Source organism: Flavobacterium succinicans LMG 10402 (assembly GCF_000611675.1).
Classification (GTDB): domain Bacteria; phylum Bacteroidota; class Bacteroidia; order Flavobacteriales; family Flavobacteriaceae; genus Flavobacterium; species Flavobacterium succinicans.
On record NZ_JATV01000002.1, the window covers coordinates 263,433 to 287,491 of the forward strand.

Annotated in this window: 20 protein-coding genes; 8 read left to right on the forward strand and 12 right to left on the reverse strand. The window is 35.6% G+C overall.

Going from position 1 to position 24,059, the window contains the following annotated elements; translation table 11 throughout:
- Window positions 1-39 precede the first annotated feature (39 nt).
- Window positions 40-747, reverse strand: coding sequence for a toxin-antitoxin system YwqK family antitoxin (locus AO58_RS0102695; protein ID WP_024980229.1), 708 nt, complete (start codon window positions 745-747; stop codon window positions 40-42).
- A gap of 335 nt (window positions 748-1,082) precedes the next feature.
- Between AO58_RS0102695 and AO58_RS0102700 the strand changes: the two genes are divergently transcribed.
- A complete protein-coding gene (locus AO58_RS0102700) occupies window positions 1,083-2,045 on the forward strand; it encodes a fasciclin domain-containing protein (RefSeq protein WP_024980230.1) in 963 nt (320 codons plus the stop codon).
- A gap of 96 nt (window positions 2,046-2,141) precedes the next feature.
- On the opposite strand, the gene yidC is transcribed toward AO58_RS0102700, so the two are convergent.
- The 6 genes from yidC to AO58_RS0102730 all read right to left on the reverse strand — a co-directional run bounded on the left by yidC (window position 2,142) and on the right by AO58_RS0102730 (window position 10,514).
- Complete coding sequence (yidC, locus tag AO58_RS0102705; protein WP_024980231.1) at window positions 2,142-4,046, reverse strand: membrane protein insertase YidC; 1,905 nt, start codon at window positions 4,044-4,046, stop codon at window positions 2,142-2,144.
- Window positions 4,047-4,135: 89 nt separating this feature from the next.
- On the reverse strand, window positions 4,136-5,749 hold the full coding sequence (pyrG, locus tag AO58_RS0102710; protein WP_024980232.1) for a CTP synthase: 1,614 nt from the start codon (window positions 5,747-5,749) through the stop codon (window positions 4,136-4,138).
- Window positions 5,750-5,909: 160 nt separating this feature from the next.
- Window positions 5,910-6,140 (reverse strand): DUF3820 family protein, encoded by a 231-nt coding sequence (locus AO58_RS0102715; RefSeq protein WP_024980233.1) that lies wholly within the window; start codon window positions 6,138-6,140, stop codon window positions 5,910-5,912.
- Between the two features lie 5 nt (window positions 6,141-6,145).
- Complete coding sequence (locus AO58_RS0102720; RefSeq protein WP_024980234.1) at window positions 6,146-8,110, reverse strand: LysM peptidoglycan-binding domain-containing protein; 1,965 nt, start codon at window positions 8,108-8,110, stop codon at window positions 6,146-6,148.
- A 122-nt stretch (window positions 8,111-8,232) separates the two neighbouring features.
- Window positions 8,233-9,762, reverse strand: a complete 1,530-nt coding sequence (guaA, locus tag AO58_RS0102725; protein ID WP_024980235.1) for a glutamine-hydrolyzing GMP synthase — start codon at window positions 9,760-9,762, stop codon at window positions 8,233-8,235.
- Window positions 9,763-9,839: 77 nt separating this feature from the next.
- Window positions 9,840-10,514, reverse strand: coding sequence for a hypothetical protein (locus AO58_RS0102730; protein ID WP_024980236.1), 675 nt, complete (start codon window positions 10,512-10,514; stop codon window positions 9,840-9,842).
- Between the two features lie 528 nt (window positions 10,515-11,042).
- On the opposite strand from AO58_RS0102730, the gene AO58_RS0102735 reads away from it, so the two are divergent.
- Both AO58_RS0102735 and AO58_RS0102740 read left to right on the forward strand, forming a co-directional pair.
- Entirely contained in the window at window positions 11,043-11,375 is a 333-nt protein-coding gene (locus AO58_RS0102735; protein WP_024980237.1) for a hypothetical protein, read from the forward strand.
- Between the two features lie 18 nt (window positions 11,376-11,393).
- The gene (locus tag AO58_RS0102740; RefSeq protein ID WP_024980238.1) at window positions 11,394-11,870 is read left to right on the forward strand and encodes a hypothetical protein; all 477 of its coding nucleotides are present in this window, start codon (window positions 11,394-11,396) and stop codon (window positions 11,868-11,870) included.
- Between the two features lie 71 nt (window positions 11,871-11,941).
- On the opposite strand, the gene AO58_RS16875 is transcribed toward AO58_RS0102740, so the two are convergent.
- Window positions 11,942-12,367: a DUF1573 domain-containing protein gene (locus tag AO58_RS16875; protein WP_024980239.1), complete on the reverse strand. Its 426-nt coding sequence runs from the start codon at window positions 12,365-12,367 to the stop codon at window positions 11,942-11,944.
- Window positions 12,368-12,532: 165 nt separating this feature from the next.
- Here AO58_RS16875 and AO58_RS0102750 point away from each other — a divergent pair, with 165 nt between their 5' ends.
- The 4 genes from AO58_RS0102750 to AO58_RS0102765 are packed head-to-tail and all read left to right on the forward strand — an operon-like array spanning window position 12,533 to window position 16,330.
- Window positions 12,533-13,798, forward strand: coding sequence for a sensor histidine kinase (locus AO58_RS0102750; RefSeq protein ID WP_024980240.1), 1,266 nt, complete (start codon window positions 12,533-12,535; stop codon window positions 13,796-13,798).
- Window positions 13,791-14,477 (forward strand): response regulator transcription factor, encoded by a 687-nt coding sequence (locus AO58_RS0102755; protein ID WP_024980241.1) that lies wholly within the window; start codon window positions 13,791-13,793, stop codon window positions 14,475-14,477. The genes AO58_RS0102750 and AO58_RS0102755 overlap by 8 nt, the downstream gene beginning before the upstream one ends.
- A gap of 58 nt (window positions 14,478-14,535) precedes the next feature.
- On the forward strand, window positions 14,536-15,273 hold the full coding sequence (locus tag AO58_RS0102760) for a hypothetical protein (protein ID WP_074917575.1): 738 nt from the start codon (window positions 14,536-14,538) through the stop codon (window positions 15,271-15,273).
- A 4-nt stretch (window positions 15,274-15,277) separates the two neighbouring features.
- The gene (locus AO58_RS0102765; RefSeq protein ID WP_024980243.1) at window positions 15,278-16,330 is read left to right on the forward strand and encodes a PCMD domain-containing protein; all 1,053 of its coding nucleotides are present in this window, start codon (window positions 15,278-15,280) and stop codon (window positions 16,328-16,330) included.
- Window positions 16,331-16,411: 81 nt separating this feature from the next.
- On the opposite strand, the gene AO58_RS0102770 is transcribed toward AO58_RS0102765, so the two are convergent.
- From AO58_RS0102770 to AO58_RS0102780, 3 genes are read right to left on the reverse strand one after another with little or no spacing between them, the layout of a single operon-like run.
- A complete protein-coding gene (locus AO58_RS0102770) occupies window positions 16,412-17,953 on the reverse strand; it encodes an acyl-CoA carboxylase subunit beta (protein ID WP_024980244.1) in 1,542 nt (513 codons plus the stop codon).
- A gap of 37 nt (window positions 17,954-17,990) precedes the next feature.
- Window positions 17,991-19,430, reverse strand: coding sequence for an acetyl-CoA carboxylase biotin carboxylase subunit (locus tag AO58_RS0102775; protein ID WP_024980245.1), 1,440 nt, complete (start codon window positions 19,428-19,430; stop codon window positions 17,991-17,993).
- A 9-nt stretch (window positions 19,431-19,439) separates the two neighbouring features.
- A complete protein-coding gene (locus tag AO58_RS0102780) occupies window positions 19,440-19,925 on the reverse strand; it encodes an acyl-CoA carboxylase biotin carboxyl carrier protein subunit (RefSeq protein ID WP_024980246.1) in 486 nt (161 codons plus the stop codon).
- A 393-nt stretch (window positions 19,926-20,318) separates the two neighbouring features.
- On the opposite strand from AO58_RS0102780, the gene AO58_RS0102785 reads away from it, so the two are divergent.
- Complete coding sequence (locus AO58_RS0102785; RefSeq protein WP_024980247.1) at window positions 20,319-21,671, forward strand: amidohydrolase; 1,353 nt, start codon at window positions 20,319-20,321, stop codon at window positions 21,669-21,671.
- A 145-nt stretch (window positions 21,672-21,816) separates the two neighbouring features.
- On the opposite strand, the gene AO58_RS0102790 is transcribed toward AO58_RS0102785, so the two are convergent.
- A complete protein-coding gene (locus AO58_RS0102790; RefSeq protein WP_024980248.1) occupies window positions 21,817-24,024 on the reverse strand; it encodes a B12-binding domain-containing radical SAM protein in 2,208 nt (735 codons plus the stop codon).
- Window positions 24,025-24,059 lie beyond the last annotated feature (35 nt).

The window sequence follows — 24,059 nt, forward strand, 5'->3', positions numbered from 1 at the left end:
GTTACAAAAGATTTAGTTGAGAAATTATCCAAGCAAAAGTTAATTCGTTTTGCGATTAGATAGTGGCTCTTGAAAACTCATATTTCGTTTTTTTATCAACTTATCTTTTTCATAAAACTCCCAAACCCCTTCTTTTTTACCCCATACAAAATTCCCTTTGGAAGCAATAAAACCGTTAGTGTCCCTAAAAATAGCTGGTCCGTTATACTGCCCCTTTTGATACACTGTTTCTTCTAAAACAATACCTTTATCTGAATAAATCTTACTACTTCCATCCTTTAGCCCATCAACATAATGGGTCTCTTCAGCCACTTTGCCATCAGGAAAATAAACCGTTTTCAATCCTGATAATTTACCAATTTTATACAACTCTTTCGTCATTATTACTTTCGACTTGAAATGATAATAAATCCATTCTCCTTCAAAAAGTTTATTCACCACCTTGCCTTCGCTTACCTTAAATTTATTTTGATTGTAAAAAATAGTATACGCCGAATTGTCTTTTTCGTTAAACTCTCGAGTGGCAATCACATCGGCTGCTTTCGTATCATCAAAATACTTAAAAACGCCTACTTCTTTACCGTGTAAAAAAGTTCCTTCATAACGCAACCTTTTGGATTCTTCATAATAGCCTCTCCAAAGCCCATTTTTCTTACCATCACTATCAACTTGATTTGTAATCGCAGTTTGCGCTAACAAAGCTGAAACCTGTATAAAGAAAACCAAAAGCCATACTTTCTTAATCATACTATTTAAAATTTATTGTAGTGTAAAAAAATCAATTACTTCAAACATCAAAAATACAAATTCATATTTTCCAATTGAACGCAAAGGTACAACTACTTTCTTTCCTAAAAATTATTCAGATGAAATGAAATAACAAAACCAACCTTTGTTCTAAGATTTGTTTAATACTGACACTATTAAGTTGAACAAAAAAAGCTTATTCAATGCATTATCAATCCATTATACCAATTCAACAAATTATAAATATTTTTTAAAGGTAATTTTGTTTAGTCTTTTGTAAATATATTTGAACAACAAAAAAACATTAACTGTAACTCAATTAAAAAAAAACGATTATGAAAATTGCATCAAAATTAAAAATGGCTTTGGCTTGTATTGCATTTTTATCATTCGCAGTTTCTTGCGACGATGATGATAATAATGATCCAAAACCGGTAGACAATACTATTACTGGTATTGCGGTGAACAATTCCAACTTAAAAATTTTAGTACAAGCGCTAACAAGAGCTGAGTTAGCCGCTACTCTTCAAGGCGCTGGTCCTTTTACTGTATTCGCTCCAACAGATGCAGCTTTTACAAAATTTTTAACCGATAACAAATTTGCTTCTGTTGCTGATGTACCAAAAGATGTTTTGACACAAATTTTATTAAACCATGTAGTAAGTGGTACTGTAAAATCAACAGCATTGACTACTGGATACGTTAAAACATTAGCAAAAAGTACGGCTTCAGGAAGCAATACCATGAGTATGTATGTAGACCTTACTTCGGGTGTGAAATTGAATGGCGGTGCCAAAGTTACTACAGCTGATGTAATGGCTTCGAACGGCGTGATTCATATCGTAGACGCTGTAATCAATCTACCAACCATTGTTACGCATGCTACTGCAAATCCAAATTTTACTACATTAGTTGCTACTCTTACTTTTAACCCAGCTTCTGGTTTTGCAGCAACTTTATCGGGTACAGCTAGTTCACCTTTCACCGTTTTTGCACCTACAAATGACGCATTTGCATCATTTTTAACCGAAACTAAATTTTCTGGTCTAGCTGCAATACCTCCAACCCTGCTTGAAACTGTATTGAAATACCATGTTGTTACTGGTGCAAACGTTTTATCAACGCAGTTAACAAACGATCAGGTAATTAATACTTTTGCCGGTCAAAATGTAACGGTAAAATTTACTCCAACTCGATTGCAAGATGCAAGTGCAAGAAACTGCAATATTATTGCTGTTGACGTACAATGTTCAAACGGTGTGATTCACGTATTAGACAAAGTGTTGTTGCCAAAATAATAAAATTAGTTGCAATACTTATTAAAATGATTTATACAAAAAGAGGCTGTCCTAACTTGGACAGCCTCTTTCATATACAAAAAAATTTATACTATATTATTTTTTCTTTTGCTGAGCTGCTTTTTGAGCTTCAGCTTGTTCCATTGCTTCTTGCAACTTTCTTTGAAACTTACCTTGTTTTTTAGGTTCTTTCAATTTATTTTCTTGAATTTGTGCGTGAATTTTATCGCTATCAATGAAGTAATTTTTGATGACCAACATGATCAAAATTGTTACCAAGTTAGAAATAAAGTTATACAAACTCAATCCAGCGCCATAGCTATTGAAAAAGAATAACATCATCAATGGCGAAACATAGATCATAATCTTCATCATTTTCGCCATATCAGGCATCCCTTCTTGTTGTGGAGCTGCCATTTGTTGATCACCTGAAGTCATTTTCATGTAAAAGAAAATTGCGATGGCCGCCAAAATTGGAAACAAACTAATATGATCTCCATACAATGGAATATGGAAAGGCAATTTCACGATCTCATCAAATGAAGACAAATCATCTGCCCAAAGGAAACTTTTTTGTCTTAACTCAAAAGCCGAAGGAAAAAATTGAAACGAAGCCATTAAGAACGGCATTTGGATCAAAGCTGGAATACAACCTGCCATTGGATTTACACCGGCTTTGTTGTACAACTTCATCGTCTCTTGTTGTTTTTTCATTGGATCTTTGGCGAATTTTTCACCCAACTCAGTAATTTCAGGACGCAATACTTTCATTTTGGCTTGTGACAAGAATGATTTGAAAGTAATAGGCGACATTGCCAATTTGATTAAAATAGTAAAAAGAATAATCGCAATACCATACGCCATGAACGAACCTAATAAACCAAATAAAGGCACAAAGATAAAACGGTTGATCCAACCAATAATACCCCAACCCATAGAGATGATTTTCTCAAGATTTTGATCATAATTATTCAAAGTCTCATAATCAGATGGCCCTAAATACCAACTTAATTTATGATCAATTTCGCCATTAGTAAACGTCAAAGGTAAATTCGCTTTGAATGATTTTGTAAAAGTAGTATCCACTTTTTCATCATTCATAAGATTAGTTGAAACCAATTGTGCTTTTTCAAAAGGCGTTTTCGATACTAAAATTGAAGCAAAGAAATGTTGTTTAAAAGCAATAAATGTAGGTTTTTCAAGAGTTTCTTCTTCTTTTGCACCTAAGCCAGCGTAATCAACTTTACCTTCTTTATGTTCAAAATAAATCTCAGTGTATTTATTTTCGTAAGATATGCTTTTTTCATTTCTGAAAGCTTTCAAATCCCATTCTAAATCCAAAGGCTTAGCTGTATTCAATACTTGGTTCAAGCCTTGAGAACGCAAATCAAAACCAATCATATAATCGTTTGGCTTCACTATGTATTTATATTCCAAAAATGAATTTGGACCTGACTTTAACTTCATAGACAACACTTGATCCGCTCCTATTTTGGTTAAAGTAGGCTCAAAAAACAAGTCTTTGGTATTTAAAGTTCTGTTGTCATTGGTTTGCAAAACAATATTCAAATTAGCATTATTGTTTTTTATCAATTCTACCAACTGACCAGAACCTTTTTTAAACTTTTCAAAGTTTTTCAAAGTTGCCTCAGCGATATAACCACCTTTATTAGCAATTTTTAATTTTATCACTTCATTTTCAATCGTAGTAAAATCATTTTTTGCAGAAGGCAAAGTCGCAGAATAAGCAAAATTTCCTAATGTTTTTTGCAAAGCTACCAATTGAGTAGAATCGCCAGTGGCTACTGCAACAGTTGCTTTTTCAACTGCTTTATTTGCCAATTCTTTTGCTTTTTGAGCTTTTAAAACCAATTCCTTTTGGGCTTTTTCTGCAGCCACCACTTTAGGATCAGGTTGGTTTTGGAACATAATCCAAACCAAAATACCAAAAATCAGTATAAAACCGATAATTGAATTAATGTCAATCTTTTTTTCTTCCATTATAATCTATCTTCAAAATTCAAAACAAGAGTAGTTTACCCCTGCTTAGTGTTAGAATCTAACTCAAATACTTTGTTACAGCTATTGCATTATTTCTTTTTAGCTTTAACTGCCGCCGCTACAAAACTCACAAAAATTGGATGCGGATTAGCTACCGTACTTTTGTACTCTGGATGGTACTGAACACCAATAAAAAACGGATGATTTTCAATCTCAACGATTTCTACCAAACCAGTATCAGGGTTCACTCCAGAAGCCATCAAACCTGCTTTTTGCAATTGTTCTACATAAGCATTGTTGTACTCATAACGGTGACGGTGACGCTCCGAAATTTCGGTTTTACCATATATTTTATGCGCTAACGAGTCTGGTTTAATTTCACACTTCCAAGCACCTAAACGCATGGTACCACCTTTATCCGTAACTGTTTTTTGATCTTCCATCAAATTCACAACTGGATGAGGCGTATTCTCATTCATTTCAGTAGAATTGGCGTCTTTGTAACCCAAAATAGTTCTTGAATATTCTATAATTGACATTTGCATTCCTAAACAAATACCAAAAAATGGAATGTTATTTTCGCGAACATAACGAACCGCTTCTATTTTACCTTCAATTCCTCTTTCACCAAAACCTGGTGCCACTAAAACCCCATCCAACCCAGCTAATTTCTCAGCAATATTTGAAGGATCCAAATGCTCTGAATGAATCGAAATCACATTTACTTTTGTTTCATTTGCCGCTCCTGCGTGAATGAAGGCTTCCAAAATAGATTTGTAGCAATCTTGCATTTCGACATATTTACCAACCAAACCAATATTTACGGTATGCTTAGGATTTTTTAAACGTTTCAAGAAGGTGTTCCAATTTTTTAAATCTGGCGCTGCTTTTTTAGGTAAGTCTAATTTCTTTAAAGCTACTACATCTAGACCTTCTTCTAACATTAAATTAGGCACTTCATAAATAGTAGAAGCATCAATAGATTGAATAACTGCTTCTCTTTTTACATTACAAAACAAAGCCAATTTGTTGCGAATTTCGTCTGAAATTTCATGCTCAGTTCTACACACCAAAATATCAGCTTTGATTCCGCTTTCCATTAGGGTTTTTACAGAATGCTGTGTTGGTTTCGTTTTTAACTCACCAGCGGCAGCTAAAAAGGGCACCAAGGTTAAGTGAATAACGATAGCATTGTTTTCTCCTAAATCCCAAACCAACTGACGAACAGACTCGATGTATGGCAAAGATTCGATATCTCCTACAGTTCCACCAATTTCTGTAATTACAATATCATAATCGCCAGATTTACCTAGCAATTGCATTCTGTCTTTAATTTCATTGGTAATATGAGGAACTACTTGAACCGTTTTTCCTAAAAATTCACCTCTTCTTTCTTTTTCAATAACCGAAAGGTAAATTCTACCCGTAGTAACGTTATTCGCCTGAGAAGTAGGAACGTTTAAGAAACGTTCGTAGTGACCTAAATCCAAATCTGTTTCGGCTCCATCATCGGTAACATAACATTCCCCATGTTCATAAGGATTTAAAGTACCAGGATCGACATTAATGTAGGGATCAAATTTTTGAATGGTTGTCCTATAGCCTCTTGCTTGTAATAATTTTGCCAATGAAGCTGCAATAATTCCTTTTCCTAAAGAAGAAGTCACACCGCCTGTAACAAAAATATATTTCGTTTGATTCATTCTGTTGTGTTTGTAAAGTAGTTGTGTAAAAAACGTGGCAAAAGTACAAATTTAATTGGAATACACTAGCGCTTGTTTCAGTAGAATTTCAAAAGCCTTGTTTGAACCAATCATTAGAATACTTTGCAAATATTCAAAACCGTTGCTCCTAATAGTAAGATCACGGTTTTGGATATTTCTTTTTGATATTGCGAATTAAATCTTCGAGACCGTTGAGTTTTAATTCATAAATTAATTGCAGTTGTTCGCCTAATTCTCCTTTTGGAAAACCTTTATTACTATACCAAACGATATAATATTCTGGAATGTCAATAAGATGCCAGCCTTCGTATTTACCAAAAGGCATTTTGGTATGAGCCAACTTGATGAGTTGTTTTTGATTTTGATCCAAAACGATTAATTGGCTTGTTTGATGGTCATATCCGCATCATAATAGAGCATGTAAACCCCTTTATTATTATACGCTCCACCCTCATTTTTAGAGTAATCAAATCGATTTTCTACTTGTTCCGTTGCCTTACTCTCCATAGTTTCTTGGAAAGTTACATCTTGCGCCATACGCATCAGTGTATCAAAAGTCACATCAAATCCACGAGTAGCAAATGAACTAGGATAGACATTGTTTTCTTTACGGTATTTTTGCGCAAAAACTTGTGCTTCATCCGAATTATTTTCTCTAATTGCAGAAGGATACAACAATTGCAGCTTTACTAAATTTGCAAATGAAATTTCATCCGTATCCAAAGTAGGGTTAGGCTCCAAGACCACCAGTTGCACTTTATGAGTTTTCATTACTGAAATCATGGCAGCAATTGTCGCCCTAATCATAGTTGTACTGCCGGTTTCAAGAATCACATAATTCATGCGATCCAAACTCAACAAACTTTTCAGTGCTTCTACATTTACACCTCCTGTTGGAGTCAAAGGTGCAATTTTGACGTCTTTTTGTTGTTGAGCAAAATAAATCCTAGACGATTCTTTTTTCTTATCAATAACTGCGATCATATTCCCGTTTTTCTTTTTCATAAAATCAAAAGCGGTATTTTTCAATTCATCAGAAGAAACAATAGATTGGTATAAATTAGCATACGATTTACCATAATCCTTAGACAATGGAGAGATCACTGCTACATTATCATCCAGTAATAATTCAGCTGCTTTTTCAACATTATTCTGATAAAACGGACCAATTACTACTTGCGCTGTGTTAATGGCATGGTTTTTTATTAACGTAGGAACTTGAGAACTGTTTTTAGTTTCCTGAGAATCAAAAACTTGTACATCAACCTGAATTCCCATTTGTTTTGCTGAGTCAATTGCCATCAAAGCGCCAGCATAAAAATCCAAAGTCATGTTTAAAAACTTATCTTTTTTCAAACGCTCAATACTTGAATTTACGGTGTCATTTGCAATTTTAGCCGTATTAAAAGGCAGTAACAACACTAATTTTTTAGCAGTCCCTGCATTTTGCACACTCAATTGAGTCTTGTTTTTTTGAATCAACGAAAGCGTTTCAATTTTCACGTTTGAAGGCAATTTCAAAAGCATGCCTTCTTGTACTCCATTTTTCAAATCAGGATTCAAAACTGTTAATTCCTCTTGCGACAACCCTGTTAATTTGGATAAGCTGTAGAAGGTTTCTTTGGGCTTGACCGTATAATTTTGATACACTAAAGGGCTTGTGTTTTTAGCATCGATATCATTTTTTTCTGGTTCTATTTTAGAAGCAGTAACGGAGACATCTTTTATTTCTTTAGGTCGATTCCCTCTAATTAACAAAGTAAATCCAATAGGAAGATTTGTAGCTACTTCAGGGTTTTTTTTCTCTAATTCTTCAATAGTAATATTATACTTTTTAGCAATAGAGAATTTAGTTTCTTGAGCTTGTACTACATGCAAAACTGGAGCAACAACTTTTACTGTGGCTGGTGTAGCAGCTTTAGCCATAACAGCATTAGGAATCAACAACTTTTGACCTATTTGCAAGCCGTCTTTTTCTAAAAAGGGATTTGCTTTAAACAAAGCAGCTTCAGAAATGTCATATTTTTTTTGAATACCGAATAACGTTTCTTTTGCCACAACCTCATGCATGATTGTTTTGGTTGCAACCATTGGCTTGGCAGTAGTTTTGGAATCATTTTTAACGGCTGCTTTTGAAATCAACAATACCATATTGGTACTAATTCCGGACTGTGCATCTGGATTCAATTGATAAATTTCATGAGGACTCACTTTGTACTTTTGTGCAATTTGAGTAATAGTTTCTCCCTTGGCTACTTTATGAGTAATCACCTTCTCTTGAGCAAACACAGCAGTGCCAAAAAACACACAACTTAATAAAAAAGCAAAAAAACGATTCATTGGATTACATTAAAAAATTAAAGACTTTCAAAGATACGAAACGGTGCTAGATTTTATATAAATCTAACACCGTAACTGTATTTAAACAACTAAATTATGTAGTGGTAAAAAAGAAAAACTTTTTATTCCCACTCAATTGTGGCCGGCGGTTTCGAACTAATATCGTACACCACTCGATTCACTCCTTTTACTTTATTGATAATATCATTAGAAACTTTCATCAAGAACTCGTAAGGCAAATGAACCCAATCTGCCGTCATACCATCGGTAGATTCAACTGCTCTAAGCGCCACTACTTTTTCGTAAGTACGCTCATCACCCATTACACCAACACTATTTACAGGCAACAAAATAGCTCCTGCCTGCCAAACTTTATCGTATAAGCCCCAAGATTTTAAACCGTCAATAAATACTTTATCAACATCTTGTAAAATTTGTACTTTCTCTGGGGTAATATCGCCTAAAATACGAATCGACAAACCTGGCCCTGGGAAAGGATGTCTTCCCAAAAGTTCTGGGTCGATTCCTAAAGTAGCACCAACTCTACGTACTTCATCCTTGAAAAGCATACGCAAAGGCTCTACTATTTTCAATTTCATATAATCAGGCAAACCACCTACATTATGATGTGATTTGATAGTTGCTGATGGTCCTTTTACAGAAACCGACTCGATTACGTCAGGATATATAGTTCCTTGGGCTAACCAAGTAACATCTTCAATTTTGTGTGACTCATCATCAAAAACTTCGATAAAGGCATTCCCAATTGCTTTTCTTTTTAATTCTGGATCAGTAACTCCAGCCAAGGCATCATAAAAACGCTGAGAAGCATCTACTCCTTTCACATTCAATCCCATTCCTTCGTATTGATCTAAAACGCTTTGGAACTCATTTTTACGGAGTAATCCGTTATTTACGAAAATACAATATAGATTTTTACCAATAGCCTTATGTAATAAAACCGCTGCTACTGTTGAATCTACTCCTCCTGAAAGTCCTAAAACAACTTTGTCGTTTCCGATTTTCTCTTTCATTTCCGCTACGATTTCTTCAACAAAAGCACCTGGTGTGAAATTCTGAGGGACCTCAGCAATTTTTACCAAGAAATTCTCTAGCATTTTGGAACCATCTGTCGAGTGAAAAACCTCTGGATGGTATTGAATCGCATAAGTAGTTTCGCCTTCAATTTTATAAGCCGCAAATTCAACATCGTGCGTACTTGCTAATTTAACACCGTTTGTAGGCAAAGCTTTGATACTATCACTGTGGCTCATCCACACTTGGCTGTTCTCAGAAACGCCTTCAAAAAAGACTTCATTTTCTTTGATAAAAGACAAGTTGGCTCTACCATATTCTCTTGTATTTGAAGCAGCTACTTCACCTCCGCTAAAATGCGAAAGATATTGTGCTCCGTAACATACGGCAAGCAAGGGTAGTTTTCCTCTAATTTGAGATAAATCAGGGTGAGGCGCATCTTCTGAACGAACAGAAAATGGGCTACCGCCAAGAATTACTGCTTTGTAAGGAGATAGATCACTTGGAAAGTGATTGTAAGGGAAGATTTCGCAGAATATGTTTAATTCTCGAACTCTTCGCGCAATAAGTTGAGTATATTGCGATCCGAAATCTAAAATAAGTACGTTGTGTTGCATGCGCAAAAATACTTTTAAATTTCGGAAATGAAAAGTTGAATTTTGAAAATTTTTATTTTTTTAGAAAACCACAAAAATTATTCTTTTACCAAAAGTATAGTTCCTTTAAAACCAGCCGCTAAATTGTCCCAATAGTTTTTAGAAAGTACTTTTTTCTGATCGTCAATTATGATGATTTCAGCCGTATTTCCACCACTTGTCCCTGTATTGAGTGCTTCAAAATCCAATTTATTAAAGCCCTCGCCTAATAAAATTTTTATTTCCGTGTAATTGCCACCCAAATACACCTCTTCTTTTAGTATAGTAGCATTTTGGTAAATACGCAGCAAATCACCATCTACATAAATATAATCTCTCACCTTCACAATCACATATTTCGATTTGGTATGGATTTGTCCAAAATCAAAATTACGTCGTAATAACGGCATGTTATTTTCGTTCAAGGTTTTATCCACATCCTTTTGCATCTTCTTGAGGTATTCTTCTCCAGGATTGATGAATTTTTCTTTTGGAAACATCGACACATCATTTGATTTCGATATAGTCGTAGATGTTTTAGTAGGATTTTCAGGTGAATTAAAAACGTTGGGTTGATCAATTTTAGGCAACTCAGCAGGAGGAATTACTTTTTTCTTAGGAGCCGCAGGAAACTTTGCTGGAGGAATAGGTTTAAACTTAGGTCCAAATTCCACTTGTGCATAACCGTTGGAGGCCAATACAAATAATAAAAAAACGAATATGATTTTCTTCATATACTTTACATCTTTAATCATTACTGAGCTATTCATCTAAAAAAATATGACATAACCGTCTACAAAACTAATCTATTTCTGATTTTATACTAATGGATTAGAAAATACTTAACATTTTAACAGTTCTAACACTCTAACGAGAGAAAAAAACATCAATCCTACTACACCACGAATAAACTCCATTATAAGATTCAAAATCAACGCTTTTGAATGCCCATTCCCTACTTTCTAGACGAAAAAAAACAGCTCAAAAAAGCATTAACAAAAAATTATAAAAAGTAAGAAGTCCAGAAGTCCAAATCAACAATTTATTGAAACAAAGCAAAATACGCTCACAAGTATTATACCACCCTATAAGTAAGACAAAAAAATCTTGAAATTGATGCTTTTTCAAATTCAGCCCCCCTTAAAGAGCCCCTAAACAAAAATCGAACCTTTATCAATAAAAATCGAAAAACCGAAACAGATTAACTAATATTTAACCACTTTGAAATTGTACACATTTAACGAATTATATACCTTTACAATGTGAAAAAAGCAAAAAAAATAGCGATTTTAACCTTAATATTTTTATATTCCTTAATATGGACAATATGCTCTTATTTTGAACTCACTAATAAACACCAATCTGAATGGTCTTTTAGTAGTGAAACTAATTCAGAAAAAGAACTTGAAACATTGTACATAAACGGAACTGAATCACTTTTTGCTATTGGATACCATTTAAAAGAAGAGCAAAAGCCAATCGCTTTTTGGAACACATTACAACTAACAGGTATACACCTAAAAAAAGATGATCCGCCACCGGAAAGAAAAGGAAACAACACGCAACACTTATTTAGAACAAAAAAATATACATAACTCAATACATATAATACAATGAAAAATTTTATCACATTTTTATTCTTTACTTTCTCATTAACAGTAATGGCTCAATCACATGTTATAGTTAAACACAACGGTGAAAAATTAAATGTTAATTACATCAAAAACGAAAACAACACGCTTTATTTTAATTCTGGAAAAGATCAAGTAGAGCAAACTATAAGTGCTTTTGCTGTTGCCGAAATCATTAACAACGCAACTAATGAATCTACTAAAGTTTCAGATAAGATTGTAATTAATGGTGAGCAAGATTACAACAAAGTAATGGTAATTGCCCCTAAAGCATCTACTGGATTAACGACTACCAAAAATACTGTAGTATCCAATAGAATAAAAGGACAAACACCTCTATCAGTTCAACAACAAAACATCGTTGCACTGAAGAGAAAAGCAGCTAAAGAAGGACTTCCGTTTGTTGCTATCGTTAAAAAAAACAGAGCAGAATCAAGCGCAACCATGTACGCTTACTAAATACCACATTGTTTTCAATAAAAAAGCCGTTTCAGTTTTGAAACGGCTATTTGTATTATAAATAATTCGTCTTAGCTTTTTGCTGTAGCTGCAACTACTGTTCCTTTGATGGTTAATACTTTTGGAGTCGCTTCTGCATTAGAAGTTACAGTAACTGTTTTGGTAAAAGCACCCATAGCTGCTGCATTGTAAGTAGCTGTAACAGTTCCTGATTTACCTGGAGCGATTGGTTCCTTAGTATAATTAGTAGCTGTACATCCACATGAACCTTGTACATTAGTTAAAATCACAGGCGTTTTTCCAGTGTTTTTAAACTCAAAAACAATCGGTTTTGGCGTTCCTTGAGGAATTGAACCTACATCAATCGTTTCTGATTTCCAAACCAAAGCGCTAGCATAACCTGCCACTTTGCTTACCATAGATTGTACCGGAGCACTAGTAGTGAAGGACATTAATCCAAAAGCTACTGCCATTAAGGAGATTTTTAAAATTTTCATAGTTTTAATATTTAATTGTTTAATATGCTATTTTTATTCGATTCAAATATACTCACTCTATTTCATGTGGCTGTTAAACATTTTCAAATGATTGTTAACGACTTGTTAATGGCCAAATTTAAATATAATTTTACTTAATATTACAGCAGAATTAAAAAATCATTTGTGAAAATCAATCGCCTTAATAGCATCATTGTAATAGGATTACTAGCCATTATTGGTATTTTATTGGCGCAATTGCTATGGACGAAAGAAGCCTTTAGAATTGAAGAAAAAAAATTCAATCAAAAAGCCTATATCGCACTTTATGAAGTGGCCAAAAAAATATACAAAGGCAACAACCAAGAAATCCCTGTGCAAAATCCGGTTCAAAAAATCGCAAATGACTATTATATTGTCAATGTTGAGAATGATTTCGAAGCCTCCATTTTAGAATTTTACCTCAAATCAGAATTTAAAAAAATTGGCCTTACTACCGATTTTGAATATGCCATTTACAATTGTCAAAGCGACGAAATGGTTTATGGCAACTACGTTTCTTTGGACAACAAAGACCGTTCTACGCACTCCATTCATTTTTCTAAGCACAAAAATTTAGTATACTACTTTGCCATACGTTTCCCCAACCAAACTAATTTTTTATTCAGTTCGTTAAAATTTTGGTTTGTGTTATCATTAGCGCTCATCTTGATACTTTTGATCTATGTCTATTCGATTTACACACTTTTGCAACAAAAAAAATACTCCGAATTGCAACGTGATTTCATCAACAACATGACTCACGAATTCAAAACACCACTGTCATCCATCCTAATCGCTTCGAACTATTTAAAACAACAAAAACCCATTACAAACGATCGAAAATTAGAACAATACACCCAAATCATCATTGAACAAAGTAACAAACTCAACCAGCATATCGAGAAAATTTTAACGGTTGCAAAATCGGATGCTACTCCGTTACAACTTCAAAAAACTAATTTTGATTTTGTTCCTATCGTAAAAGAAATCATCGAAAATTACCAACTTAAACATCCTAAAGTGGTGTTTCGATTAGACAATCAAAGCTCCAAAAATCAGCTAAATGCAGATGTTTTTCATTTTTCGAACCTCATTTATAATCTATTCGATAATGCCATAAAATATTGCGAAAAAACACCCGAAATCACCTTGCGTTTTACCGATACCAAACAGCATTTACAAATAGACTGCGTCGATAACGGAATCGGTATTGAACCTCAAAAAATTCCTTTTATTTTTGATAAATTCTACCGTATTCCATCCAAAAAAAGCAATGAAATCAATGGTTTTGGACTCGGATTGTATTATGTAAAAAAAATTTGCGACTTGCATCATTGGAAAATAACTGCCCATAACAACGACAATTTGGGAACAACCATAACTTTACTATTGCCAATCAAAAATGAATAATCCAAAAATTTTATATGTCGAGGATGATGCCACTTTGGCTTTTTTAACAAAAGACAATTTAGAACAACATCAATACCATGTACAACACTGTAGCGATGGAGAAATGGCTCTGGAATACTTTCAAAAGGAATCTTTTGACTTATGCCTTTTGGATATCATGTTGCCCAAAAAAGATGGCTTTGAATTGGCCGAAGCCATACGAAAAATCAACACTCATATTCCCATTATTTTCCTTTCGGCCAAAACGCTCAAAGAAGACCGGATCAAAGGATTGCGTCTAGGAGCCGACGATTATTTGGTGAAACCTTTTAGCATTGAAGAATTATTACTCAAAATTAAAGTTTTCTTACAAAGAAGTCGAAAATCAACGCAAACCAAAAAAGAGCAATATCACCTAGGAAAGTATGCTTTTGACACCAAAAACTACTTGCTTTGGAATAGTACTGAGAAAATTAAATTAACCCAAAGAGAAGCCGAACTATTGAAGTATTTTTTAGACCATAAAAATGTTATACTGAAAAGAGAGGAAATTCTGAAAGCATTATGGGGCAATGATGATTACTTCATGGGCAGAAGTTTAGATGTATTTATATCTCGCTTAAGAAAAATTTTAATACACCAAAACAACATTACTATTGAAAACATCCATGGTATAGGATTTAGATTTATGGATGAATAAATTCAATTGTTCGATTTTTTTTTGGAAATTTGGAGTATAACAGCACAAAATACCTCTAATGATGCCATTTAAAAATAACATCTTGTTTTTACTTCTAGCTACTCAACTGCTATTTTTTTCTTCCAAAAGCATTGCTCAATCTACTGCTACTATGGAAATTTCGCCTTTTACTTCGTTACAAAAAGGATTGGCATTTATAGGAATTACAGGAGGTGCTAATACCAGATCGAGTCAAAACGAAAATTTCTTAATCACCAATGTCATTGATAAACAAAAAGATGGGTTCAATATTCAAGCTAATGGTGGTTATTTTTTAAGTAAAACATTTGCCATTGGAACTGCCTTGCGTTATGACTGGGCCAAACTCAATCAGATTTTAGAAGACACGGATGGCGTTCAAACCTTTGTCAAAGAAGCCAAAAGTAGCCTTGGCGGATATTTCTTCATTAAAAACTATATCCCCATTACTCCCAACGGGCGATTTAATCTTTTTAATGTGGTGAGCCTTGGAATGAACAAGGAGAATAAAGTAACCGAAAATACCAGCAATGATGTATTAACCCGTTATTATGCTGTTACCAACAATTACAATCTTGGAATCAATCCTGGGATACAAGTATTTATCATTAAAGGTTTTGCGACTGAAGTAGGAGTAAATCTAGCAGGACTTTCGCACACTTATAAAAGGACTACCATAAACGAAGTAGAAAACACAGTTATCAAAAGCAATGATTTAGATTTAAAACTAAACATTTTATCGTTAAACATTAGCTTTTTTTATTTCTTCAAATCCTAGCCATATGAGAACAAAACTTTTATTCTTAACGATTGTTTGCCTCGTTTTGTCCAACTGTGTCTCAGAGGATTATTTTGGAAAATCAAATCAAAAGAAAATATTGAGCTTTGTTTTGAACAACCAAGTTGGGAATACTATTATTGAGGAATCTTTAGGAACAATCAATGTAAACGTTGCAGCTAGCGCAAATATTAAACAACTAAAACCTCAAGAACTACAGCTTTCTACCTTCGCAACCGTTAGTCCAACTATCGAGGAAACAGTAGATTTTACCAACCCCGTAAAGTATACAGTAACAGCCGAAGATGGCTCAACCAAGACCTATACTGTAACCGTAAAACAAGAAGGAAGCGAGCCACAACTGGAAAACAGCACTTTTGATGATTGGTATATGACACCGAAAAACTATTACGAACCCGGAAAAGACGCCAACTCCGTATGGACTAGCGGAAATGCTGGAGTTACAACATTAGGAAATGCAAATGTTAGTCCTTTCACTATTAATGGAACCAATTTGGCTGCTAAGTTGGTTACCCAAGATATGGGAGGTTTAGCAGGATTAGTCAACCAACGAATGGCTGCTGGCTCCATGTTTACGGGTAAATTTGAATTAGATCTATCGAATCCAATAAATTCTGCAAAATTTGGAATCCCATTTGCCGCTAGACCTAAAAAATTCTCTGTGGAATATGCCTATAGCCCTGGAACACCTTATTTAGATAAAAAGGGACAAACTTTAACCACTAAAGATGCTTGCGATATTTATGTTTTATTAGAAAACAGAAGTGGAACAGAAGTCAAAAGAGTAGCTACAGGTTGGTTTCGTTCAGAGGAAAAAGTAATCGACGCTTTTAAAACCATCACCATAGCACTAACCTATGGCGAATTAAATAGCTCTTTCCCAGCATATCAAAAACCTAAAAACGGTTTGTATGCGAATGCAAACGAAGCGGTCACTCACATTTCAGTAGTTTTCTCATCAAGCTTTAATGGTGACCAGCTAGAAGGAGGCACAAATAGTACCTTATTGATCAACAATTTCAAATTGATATATTAATGAAAAATCCAAAGCTAGGGAAAAGTAGCTTTGGATTTTTTACTAATAAACGCTCACAATTGTAATCTTTCAAACAAAACATTACAACGGAATATTGCCGTGTTTTCTATCTGGTCTGTTGACTGTTTTTCCTTCGAGCATACTGAAGGCTTTCAACAACTTTCGACGTGTATCTTCGGGAAGAATAACCTCATCTATAAATCCACGTTGTGCTGCGGTATACGGATTGGCGAATAACTCAGCATATTCAGCTTCTTTTTCTAATAGTTTTGCTTCGTGGTCTTCGGCTTCGCTAATTTCTTTTTTGAAGATAATTTCAGAGGCTCCTTTGGCACCCATTACCGCAATTTCTGCCGTAGGCCAAGCAAAATTCATATCGGCACCAATGTGTTTTGAATTCATTACATCATAAGCACCTCCATAGGCTTTTCGAGTAATCACCGTCACTCTTGGCACGGTCGCCTCACTAAAAGCATATAATAATTTAGCACCGTGTACAATGATTCCGTTCCATTCTTGATCGGTACCTGGCAAGAAACCTGGAACGTCTTCCAATACCAGCAACGGAATATTGAAACTGTCGCAAAAACGAACAAATCTCGCAGCTTTGATAGAACTCTTCACATCCAAACAACCTGCTAAAAACATTGGATTGTTGGCTACAATTCCGATACTTCTTCCTCCCAAACGGGCAAAACCAACAATGATATTTTCGGCATACTCTTTATGAATTTCATAAAAAGAATCGGCATCAATAATTCCTCGAATCACTTCGTGCATATCATAGGGTTTGTTGGCACTGTCTGGAATAATTGTAGCCAATTCCATTCGTACTTCATCACTCAAAACATAAGGAACTTTTGGAGTCGTTTCTTTATTATTTTGTGGCAAATAGCTCAAAAGATTTTTAATACTGTTCAACAAAGCCACTCCGTTGGGAGCTGTTAAATGTGCCACTCCCGATTTGGAAGCGTGCGTTACGGCTCCACCTAAAGCTTCTGAAGTTACTTCCTCATTGGTTACCGTTTTCACAACATTAGGTCCTGTAACAAACATATAACTGTTGTTTTCTACCATCATAGTAAAATCGGTCATCGCTGGGGAATACACCGCACCACCCGCACAAGGTCCCATAATCGCAGAAATCTGAGGTATAACCCCAGAAGATTGTACGTTGCGATAAAAGATATCAGCGTAACCTCCCAGAGAACGGACACCTTCTTGAATTCGGGCACCTCCAGAATCGTTTAATCCAATCATTGGCGCACCCACTTTGAGCGCCATATCCATCACTTTACAAATTTTCTCAGCGTGCGTTTCAGACAAAGAACCTCCAAAAACAGTAAAATCTTGGGCAAAAACATACACCAATCTACCATTAATAGTTCCGTAACCCGTAACTACACCATCACCGTAAATCAAGTCCTTCTCCATACCGAAATCGGTAGTTCTGTGGGTAACCAACATCCCAATTTCTTCAAAAGAACCTTCGTCCAACAAATACATCACACGCTCTCTTGCGGTTAGTTTCTTACTAGCGTGATGTTTATCAATTCGCGCTTGGCCACCGCCCAATTGGGCTAGTGCTATTTTTTCGTTTAATACTTTAATTTTAGATTCCATACTTTTCTGTTGTTATTAAAATGTACCTATCGCCTATTTAATTAGGCAATCGAAGCACTTTTTGGTCCTGTAAATACTGTTTCAACGCCAATTTTGCTGCAATCAATGCTTCTTTTTGGGTTTGCTCTTTTAAAATTTCAGGATTGTAATACTTTTTCACAAAATTGGTGTCAAAATCTCCAGAACGAAAGGCCTCGTGCTGCATTACAAAAGCACCAAATGGCAAGGTCGTTTGCACACCCACCACTTTATAATCCGCAATAGCTTGCTCCATGCGCTGAATAGCTTCTTCACGAGTAGCTCCGTAAGTGATTAATTTGGCCAACATCGGGTCATAATAAATAGGGACATCCATTCCTTGAGCATATCCGTTATCCACTCGGACACCTTCGCCTTCGGGTAATTGGTACACTTCTAGATTACCTACACTCGGTAAAAACCCATTCAAAGTATCTTCAGCATACACACGTAATTCTACAGAGTGACCGTGAATTTTCAAATCTTCTTGTTGCAATGTAAGCGCTTCGCCTCTCGCCACACGAATTTGCATTTCGACCAAATCAACTCCAGCAATAATTTCAGTCACAGGATGCTCTACTTGCAAACGCGTATTCATTTCTAAGAAATAAAAGTTCAGCTGTTCATCCACCAAAAACTCAACCGTTCCTGCACCTAAATAATCACAAGATTTGGCTACCAATACGGCAGCTTCTCCCATTTTTTTTCGAATTTCAGGCGTGATAACCGCAGAGGGTGCTTCCTCCACTACTTTTTGATGACGACGCTGAATACTGCATTCTCTTTCAAACAAGTACAACACATTGCCGTGACTATCCGCCATCACTTGAATTTCGATATGTCTTGACGACGCCACATATTTTTCAATAAAAACCGCTCCATCTCCAAAAGCAGCCACTGCCTCGCTAATGGCGCGGTTCATTTGCGCTTCAAAATCGGCTTCATTATCCACCACACGCATTCCTTTACCTCCACCTCCTGCAGAAGCTTTGATTAAAATAGGAAAACCAATTGCTTTCGCAGTTCGCTTAGCCTCATCAATATCAATAATCGCGTGGTCCACTCCTGGAACCATTGGAATATCGTATTGTAGAACAGCTTCCTTGGCGGCCAATTTACTACCCATTATTTGAATGGCTTTGGATTTTGGACCAATGAAGATGATGTTGTTTTTTTCGGCTTCTTCGGCAAATTCAGCATTTTCACTCAAGAAACCATAGCCTGGATGAATGGCATCAGCTTGTACCGCTTTGGCCACTTCAATAATTTTATTTCCTAACAAATAGGACTGGTTAGATGGCGCTTCACCGATACAAACGGCCTCATCTGCAAAGGCTACGTGAGGTGCATTTCGGTCTACAGTAGAATACACCGCTACTGTTTTGATTCCCATTTTTCGAGCAGTTTTCATCACGCGAATCGCGATTTCTCCTCTATTGGCAACTAGTATTTTTTTTATTTTTTTCTTCTATTCAAATTCTACCAACAATTGTCCTTTATCTACAGCATCGCCAACAGCTACCGCAATCGATTTGATTACTCCATTTCGTGGCGATTGAAAACTGTTTTCCATTTTCATCGCTCCCAAAATGAGTAAATTATCGTTTTCTTGAACGGTTTGTCCCACACTCACATTGATTTCTAAAATTAAACCTGGCATAGGTGCTTTTATGGCATTTACTTTTTGTACCGTGCTGGTATCAAATCCCATTTCTTTAATCAAAAGGTCCAAAGCGTCAGCAATGGCGACAGTATACACTGAATTGTTCACTTCAATAGTGTATTCCTTCTTATGAAAATCAGCAGCTACAATCTGAGCTTGATACCGCTTGTTTTCACTTAAAATATGAAATTGATTGTCAGTTGTCGCAACCACATCTAGCGCATTGGCTGAGGCTGCATCGCATTCGAAATGAAAAGTATCATTTACTTTTAGTTGATAACTACTACTCATGTTTACGTTTTTAGTACTGGTAAATGTAATTAAAGAAAACGTTTTCGTAACACGGTTAAAGTAAGTTTTATACAAAAAATACTAAGTAGCAAACTGTTTTAAAAGAAATAATGAAAATTGGTTTTTCTAACGATAGATTTCGAAAGAAAAATGTAAATAAATTACAAAATTAATAATCCAAAGGAGTATAAAACATAAGATACAAAACTACCTGCTTTGTTATTATAAGTTCAACACAGAGAATTTTTAAGTAGTTCTTTTTTTGTAATTATCTAAAACAGCTTACCCTTATAAGTTCCATTTTCTTTTCAATTTACTGAACTAAAATTTGCTTTGACTTTCTATATATAAAAATAATTTACTAACTTTCAACAACTTAAAACCAAAATAAACATGAAAACCATCCTTTCCACTTTTGTTTTTTGCTTTGTTTCGTATTTTTCAGCTAGTCAGACCGCGAATTCAGAAACTTCAAAAGCGACTATCAATGGCATTCCGATTACAGAATTAAAAGAGCTCTGTAGAAATGATACGCCAAGATTGGAGGCTATTTTTAAAGATTTACACAGCAATCCAGAACTTCCTTTTATGGAAGTGCGAACCTCAGGAATTATTGCTAAAGAGTTAAAAGCATTAGGTTTTCAAATTACAGAAAAAGTTGGCAAAACTGGCGTTGTTGGTGTCCTGAAAAACGGTAATGGACCAACGATTATGTATCGTGCTGACATGGATTGTATTGCAGTCGAAGAAGCAACAAATCTTCCCTACAAAAGCATCAAAAAAGGAAAAAATGAAGAGGGTAAAGATCTACCAGTAATGCATGCTTGCGGGCATGACGCTCATGTCACTTGGATGCTAGGCATTGCCAAACAAATGGTAAAGTTAAAAGACAAATGGAAAGGCACCCTCGTATTAGTTGGACAACCCGCTGAAGAAAACGGATTTGGTGCAATAGCCATGGCAAATGAAATGTATACCAAAGGAGTCCCAGTTCCAGACTTACTTTTAGGTATGCACACAGGCCCTGCCCCAGTAGGAGTATACTTGAACAGACCGGGTGAGCGAATGGCAGGTGCAGTACAATTAGATGTTACCTTTTTTGGAGTTGGCGGACATGGATCGACGCCCGAACAAACTAAAGATCCTATCGTTATGGCAGCTAATGCTATTCTTCAATATCAAACTATTGTAAGCAGAAACTCCCACCCTCAATTTCCAGTAGTATTAACGGTTGGCGCTGTTGAAGCAGGAATAGACAACAATGTAATCCCTAATAAAGCGTTATTGAAATTGAACCTACGTTGGTATAGACAACAAGACAAAGAACTTCTATTAAAAAGAATTAGTGAGATAAACGAAGGTATCGCCGTTGCCAATAATCTTCCTAAGGATCTATATCCCAAAACAGTAATCAAACAAAACCTTGGCACGTTGAAAAATAATGAGGCATTGACAGCTAAAATTAACGGTGCGCTAGAGAAAATGGCTGGACCGAATAAGAATTTATCCATTCCGCCAGTTATGGGATCGGAAGATGTTCAAGAATTACTAAAAGACCATCCAGAAGTACCTTACAATTACTTTATTGTTGGTATTGCTAATCATGAAGTTTTTGAAAAGGCACTGAAAGAAGGAAAACAATTCCCTTTTTCGAATCATAATCCAGATTTTTGGGTAGATTTATCTGCAATTCCTTTTGGTACGACCCTCGGATTAGCGGCTGTTTTAGAAGCGTTTGCCCAATAAGAGAAATCAAATAAATAACTAAACCAGCAGCAGTTTTATATCTTTTAATTTGATTTGAAAAAATCGCCGTCATTTTCGTGGTAGCAAGGAAACTGCTTTGATTGGTATGGGTATATATAATAGATTCAAAGGAAAAATGTTCTCTCTATAAAATCAACAATCCAAAGGCACGCAACGTTTGCATCGGCTTTGAGTACCAAAACAACTCAAAATCGGGTAAATGTTGTTCAAAATCAGTTTTAATCTCTTGAAAAGAATACACTTTGGATTGTGAAACCGCAATTTTATCTAAAATAGCCACCAACCATTCGCCTTCGGCTTTATTGGTTTGAATAGCAAAACTTTCTTTTTTATCGTGAAAGGTTAATTTAGCGAGTTCCCACGAATTGCCTTTTTTGGATTTAGTAAAATTTTCAACCGAAGGTTTTCCTCCCAACCAAACTACTTTGGCTGTAGGTTTTGTGGTGAAATTTTCTTCTTCTTGAAGTGCATTAAAAATAAAATCAGGGTGAATTTTGGTTTTTGGAATCTTAAAGTCAAACCATTCTTGCAGCTCAAAGTCGAAACAAATACCGTGCATAAAATTGAACAACGATTTCTTCAGTCCGAAACTAAATTTTTCGTGGTCAATACCTGTCTTGTCTGTATAATTAATGTCATTGATGGCAAAAATCCCCTTCTCTGAACCTTGTAAAGGAAGTAGTTCTGGCGTAACACCAAATTGCTCTGGATTCAATCCCACTGGACTATGGGCCGTCATGGCAAACTGATGCCAAAATCCGGATTGCAACACTCCCGCTTCAAACAATTGACGCACCATTTCGAGACTGTCTATCGTTTCTTGAACCGTTTGGGTTGGGTACCCGTACATCAAATACGCATGCACCATAATACCTGATTCCGTAAAATTGCGAGTCACTTTGGCCACTTGCTCAACCGTTACTCCTTTATCAATTAATTGCAACAATCGGTCAGAAGCTACTTCCAAACCACCCGAAACTGCTATACAACCTGAAGCTTTGAGTAATCGACATAAATCGGCCGAAAAACTTTTCTCAAAACGGATATTCGTCCACCAAGTAACCGATAATTTTCGGCGTAAAATTTCGAGTGCTAAAGCTCGCATTAAAGCTGGTGGTGCTGCTTCGTCAACAAAATGAAAGCCATTCTGACCTGTTTGTGTCATCATTTCTTCCATTCGGTCGCACAACAAATTGGCAGCTATAGGTTCGTAGATTTTGATGTAATCCAAAGAAATGTCACAAAAAGTACATTTACCCCAATAACAACCATGCGCCATCGTCAACTTGTTCCAACGCCCATCGCTCCACATTCGATGCATCGGATTTACCACTTCTATTACCGAAATGTATTTATCCAACAGCAAATCCGTATAATCCGGAGTACCAACTTGCGATTGTTTATAATCAGGTTTTGAAGCATTGTTTTTATAAACGACTTTTCCTTCTTCTAGAATAAAAGTTCGTTTGAATTCTTTGGTATTTGGATTTTGAATATTAGAAATTAGTAATTCAACCGGAAGCTCCCCGTCATCCAAAGTAATAAAATCGAAAAACTCAAACACTCGAGCATCAGAAAGCGAGCGCAATTCGGTATTAGGAAAACCACCTCCCATTGCAATTTTGATATTCGGATAGTGCTTTTTCACCCACTGTGCCGAACGAAAAGCACTATACAAATTCCCAGGAAAAGGCACAGAAATCAGAAACAATTCAGGCTGAATTCTGGCTATTTTTTCTTCCAAAATAGATAGTAAAATACCATCAATATAGCTTGGTTCCTTTTGCAAAGCCTCGTATAATTCGTCGAATGAATTCGCGCTTCGACCCAAACGCTCGGCATAGCGACTAAAACCAAAATTTTCATCGACACATTCCACTATAAAATCCGAAATATCTTCAAGGTACAAAGTTGCCAAATGTTTGGCTTTATCCTGTGTTCCCATCGTACCAAAAGCCCAATCCAACTCCTCCAATTGCGCAAAACGTGACGCTTCAGGTAAATAGTCTTCTTGACAAATTTGCAAAGCCAACGTTGGATTTTTGCCTTGCAAAAAAGCAATCACTGAATCTATGGTTTTGAGATATTCGTCTTGTAGAGCAATTATACGTTGACTGTTTATGTTTTTTGGTTTATGGTTTGTTGTTGCTTGAGCAAAAACTCCTTGCAATCCCTCTCTCGAAAACAATTTCAAAATCACCTCAATACCCAAATCCGCTTGCTCTGAGGGCACTTCAAAGGTATTCAAAAATCCTTTGATATACGCCGTCGCTGGATATGGGGTATTCAGTTGCGTAAACGGTGGCGTGATGAGGAAGAGTTTTGGTTTCAAGACGGTATTATTTTGATGCAAAAGTAAGAGCAAAA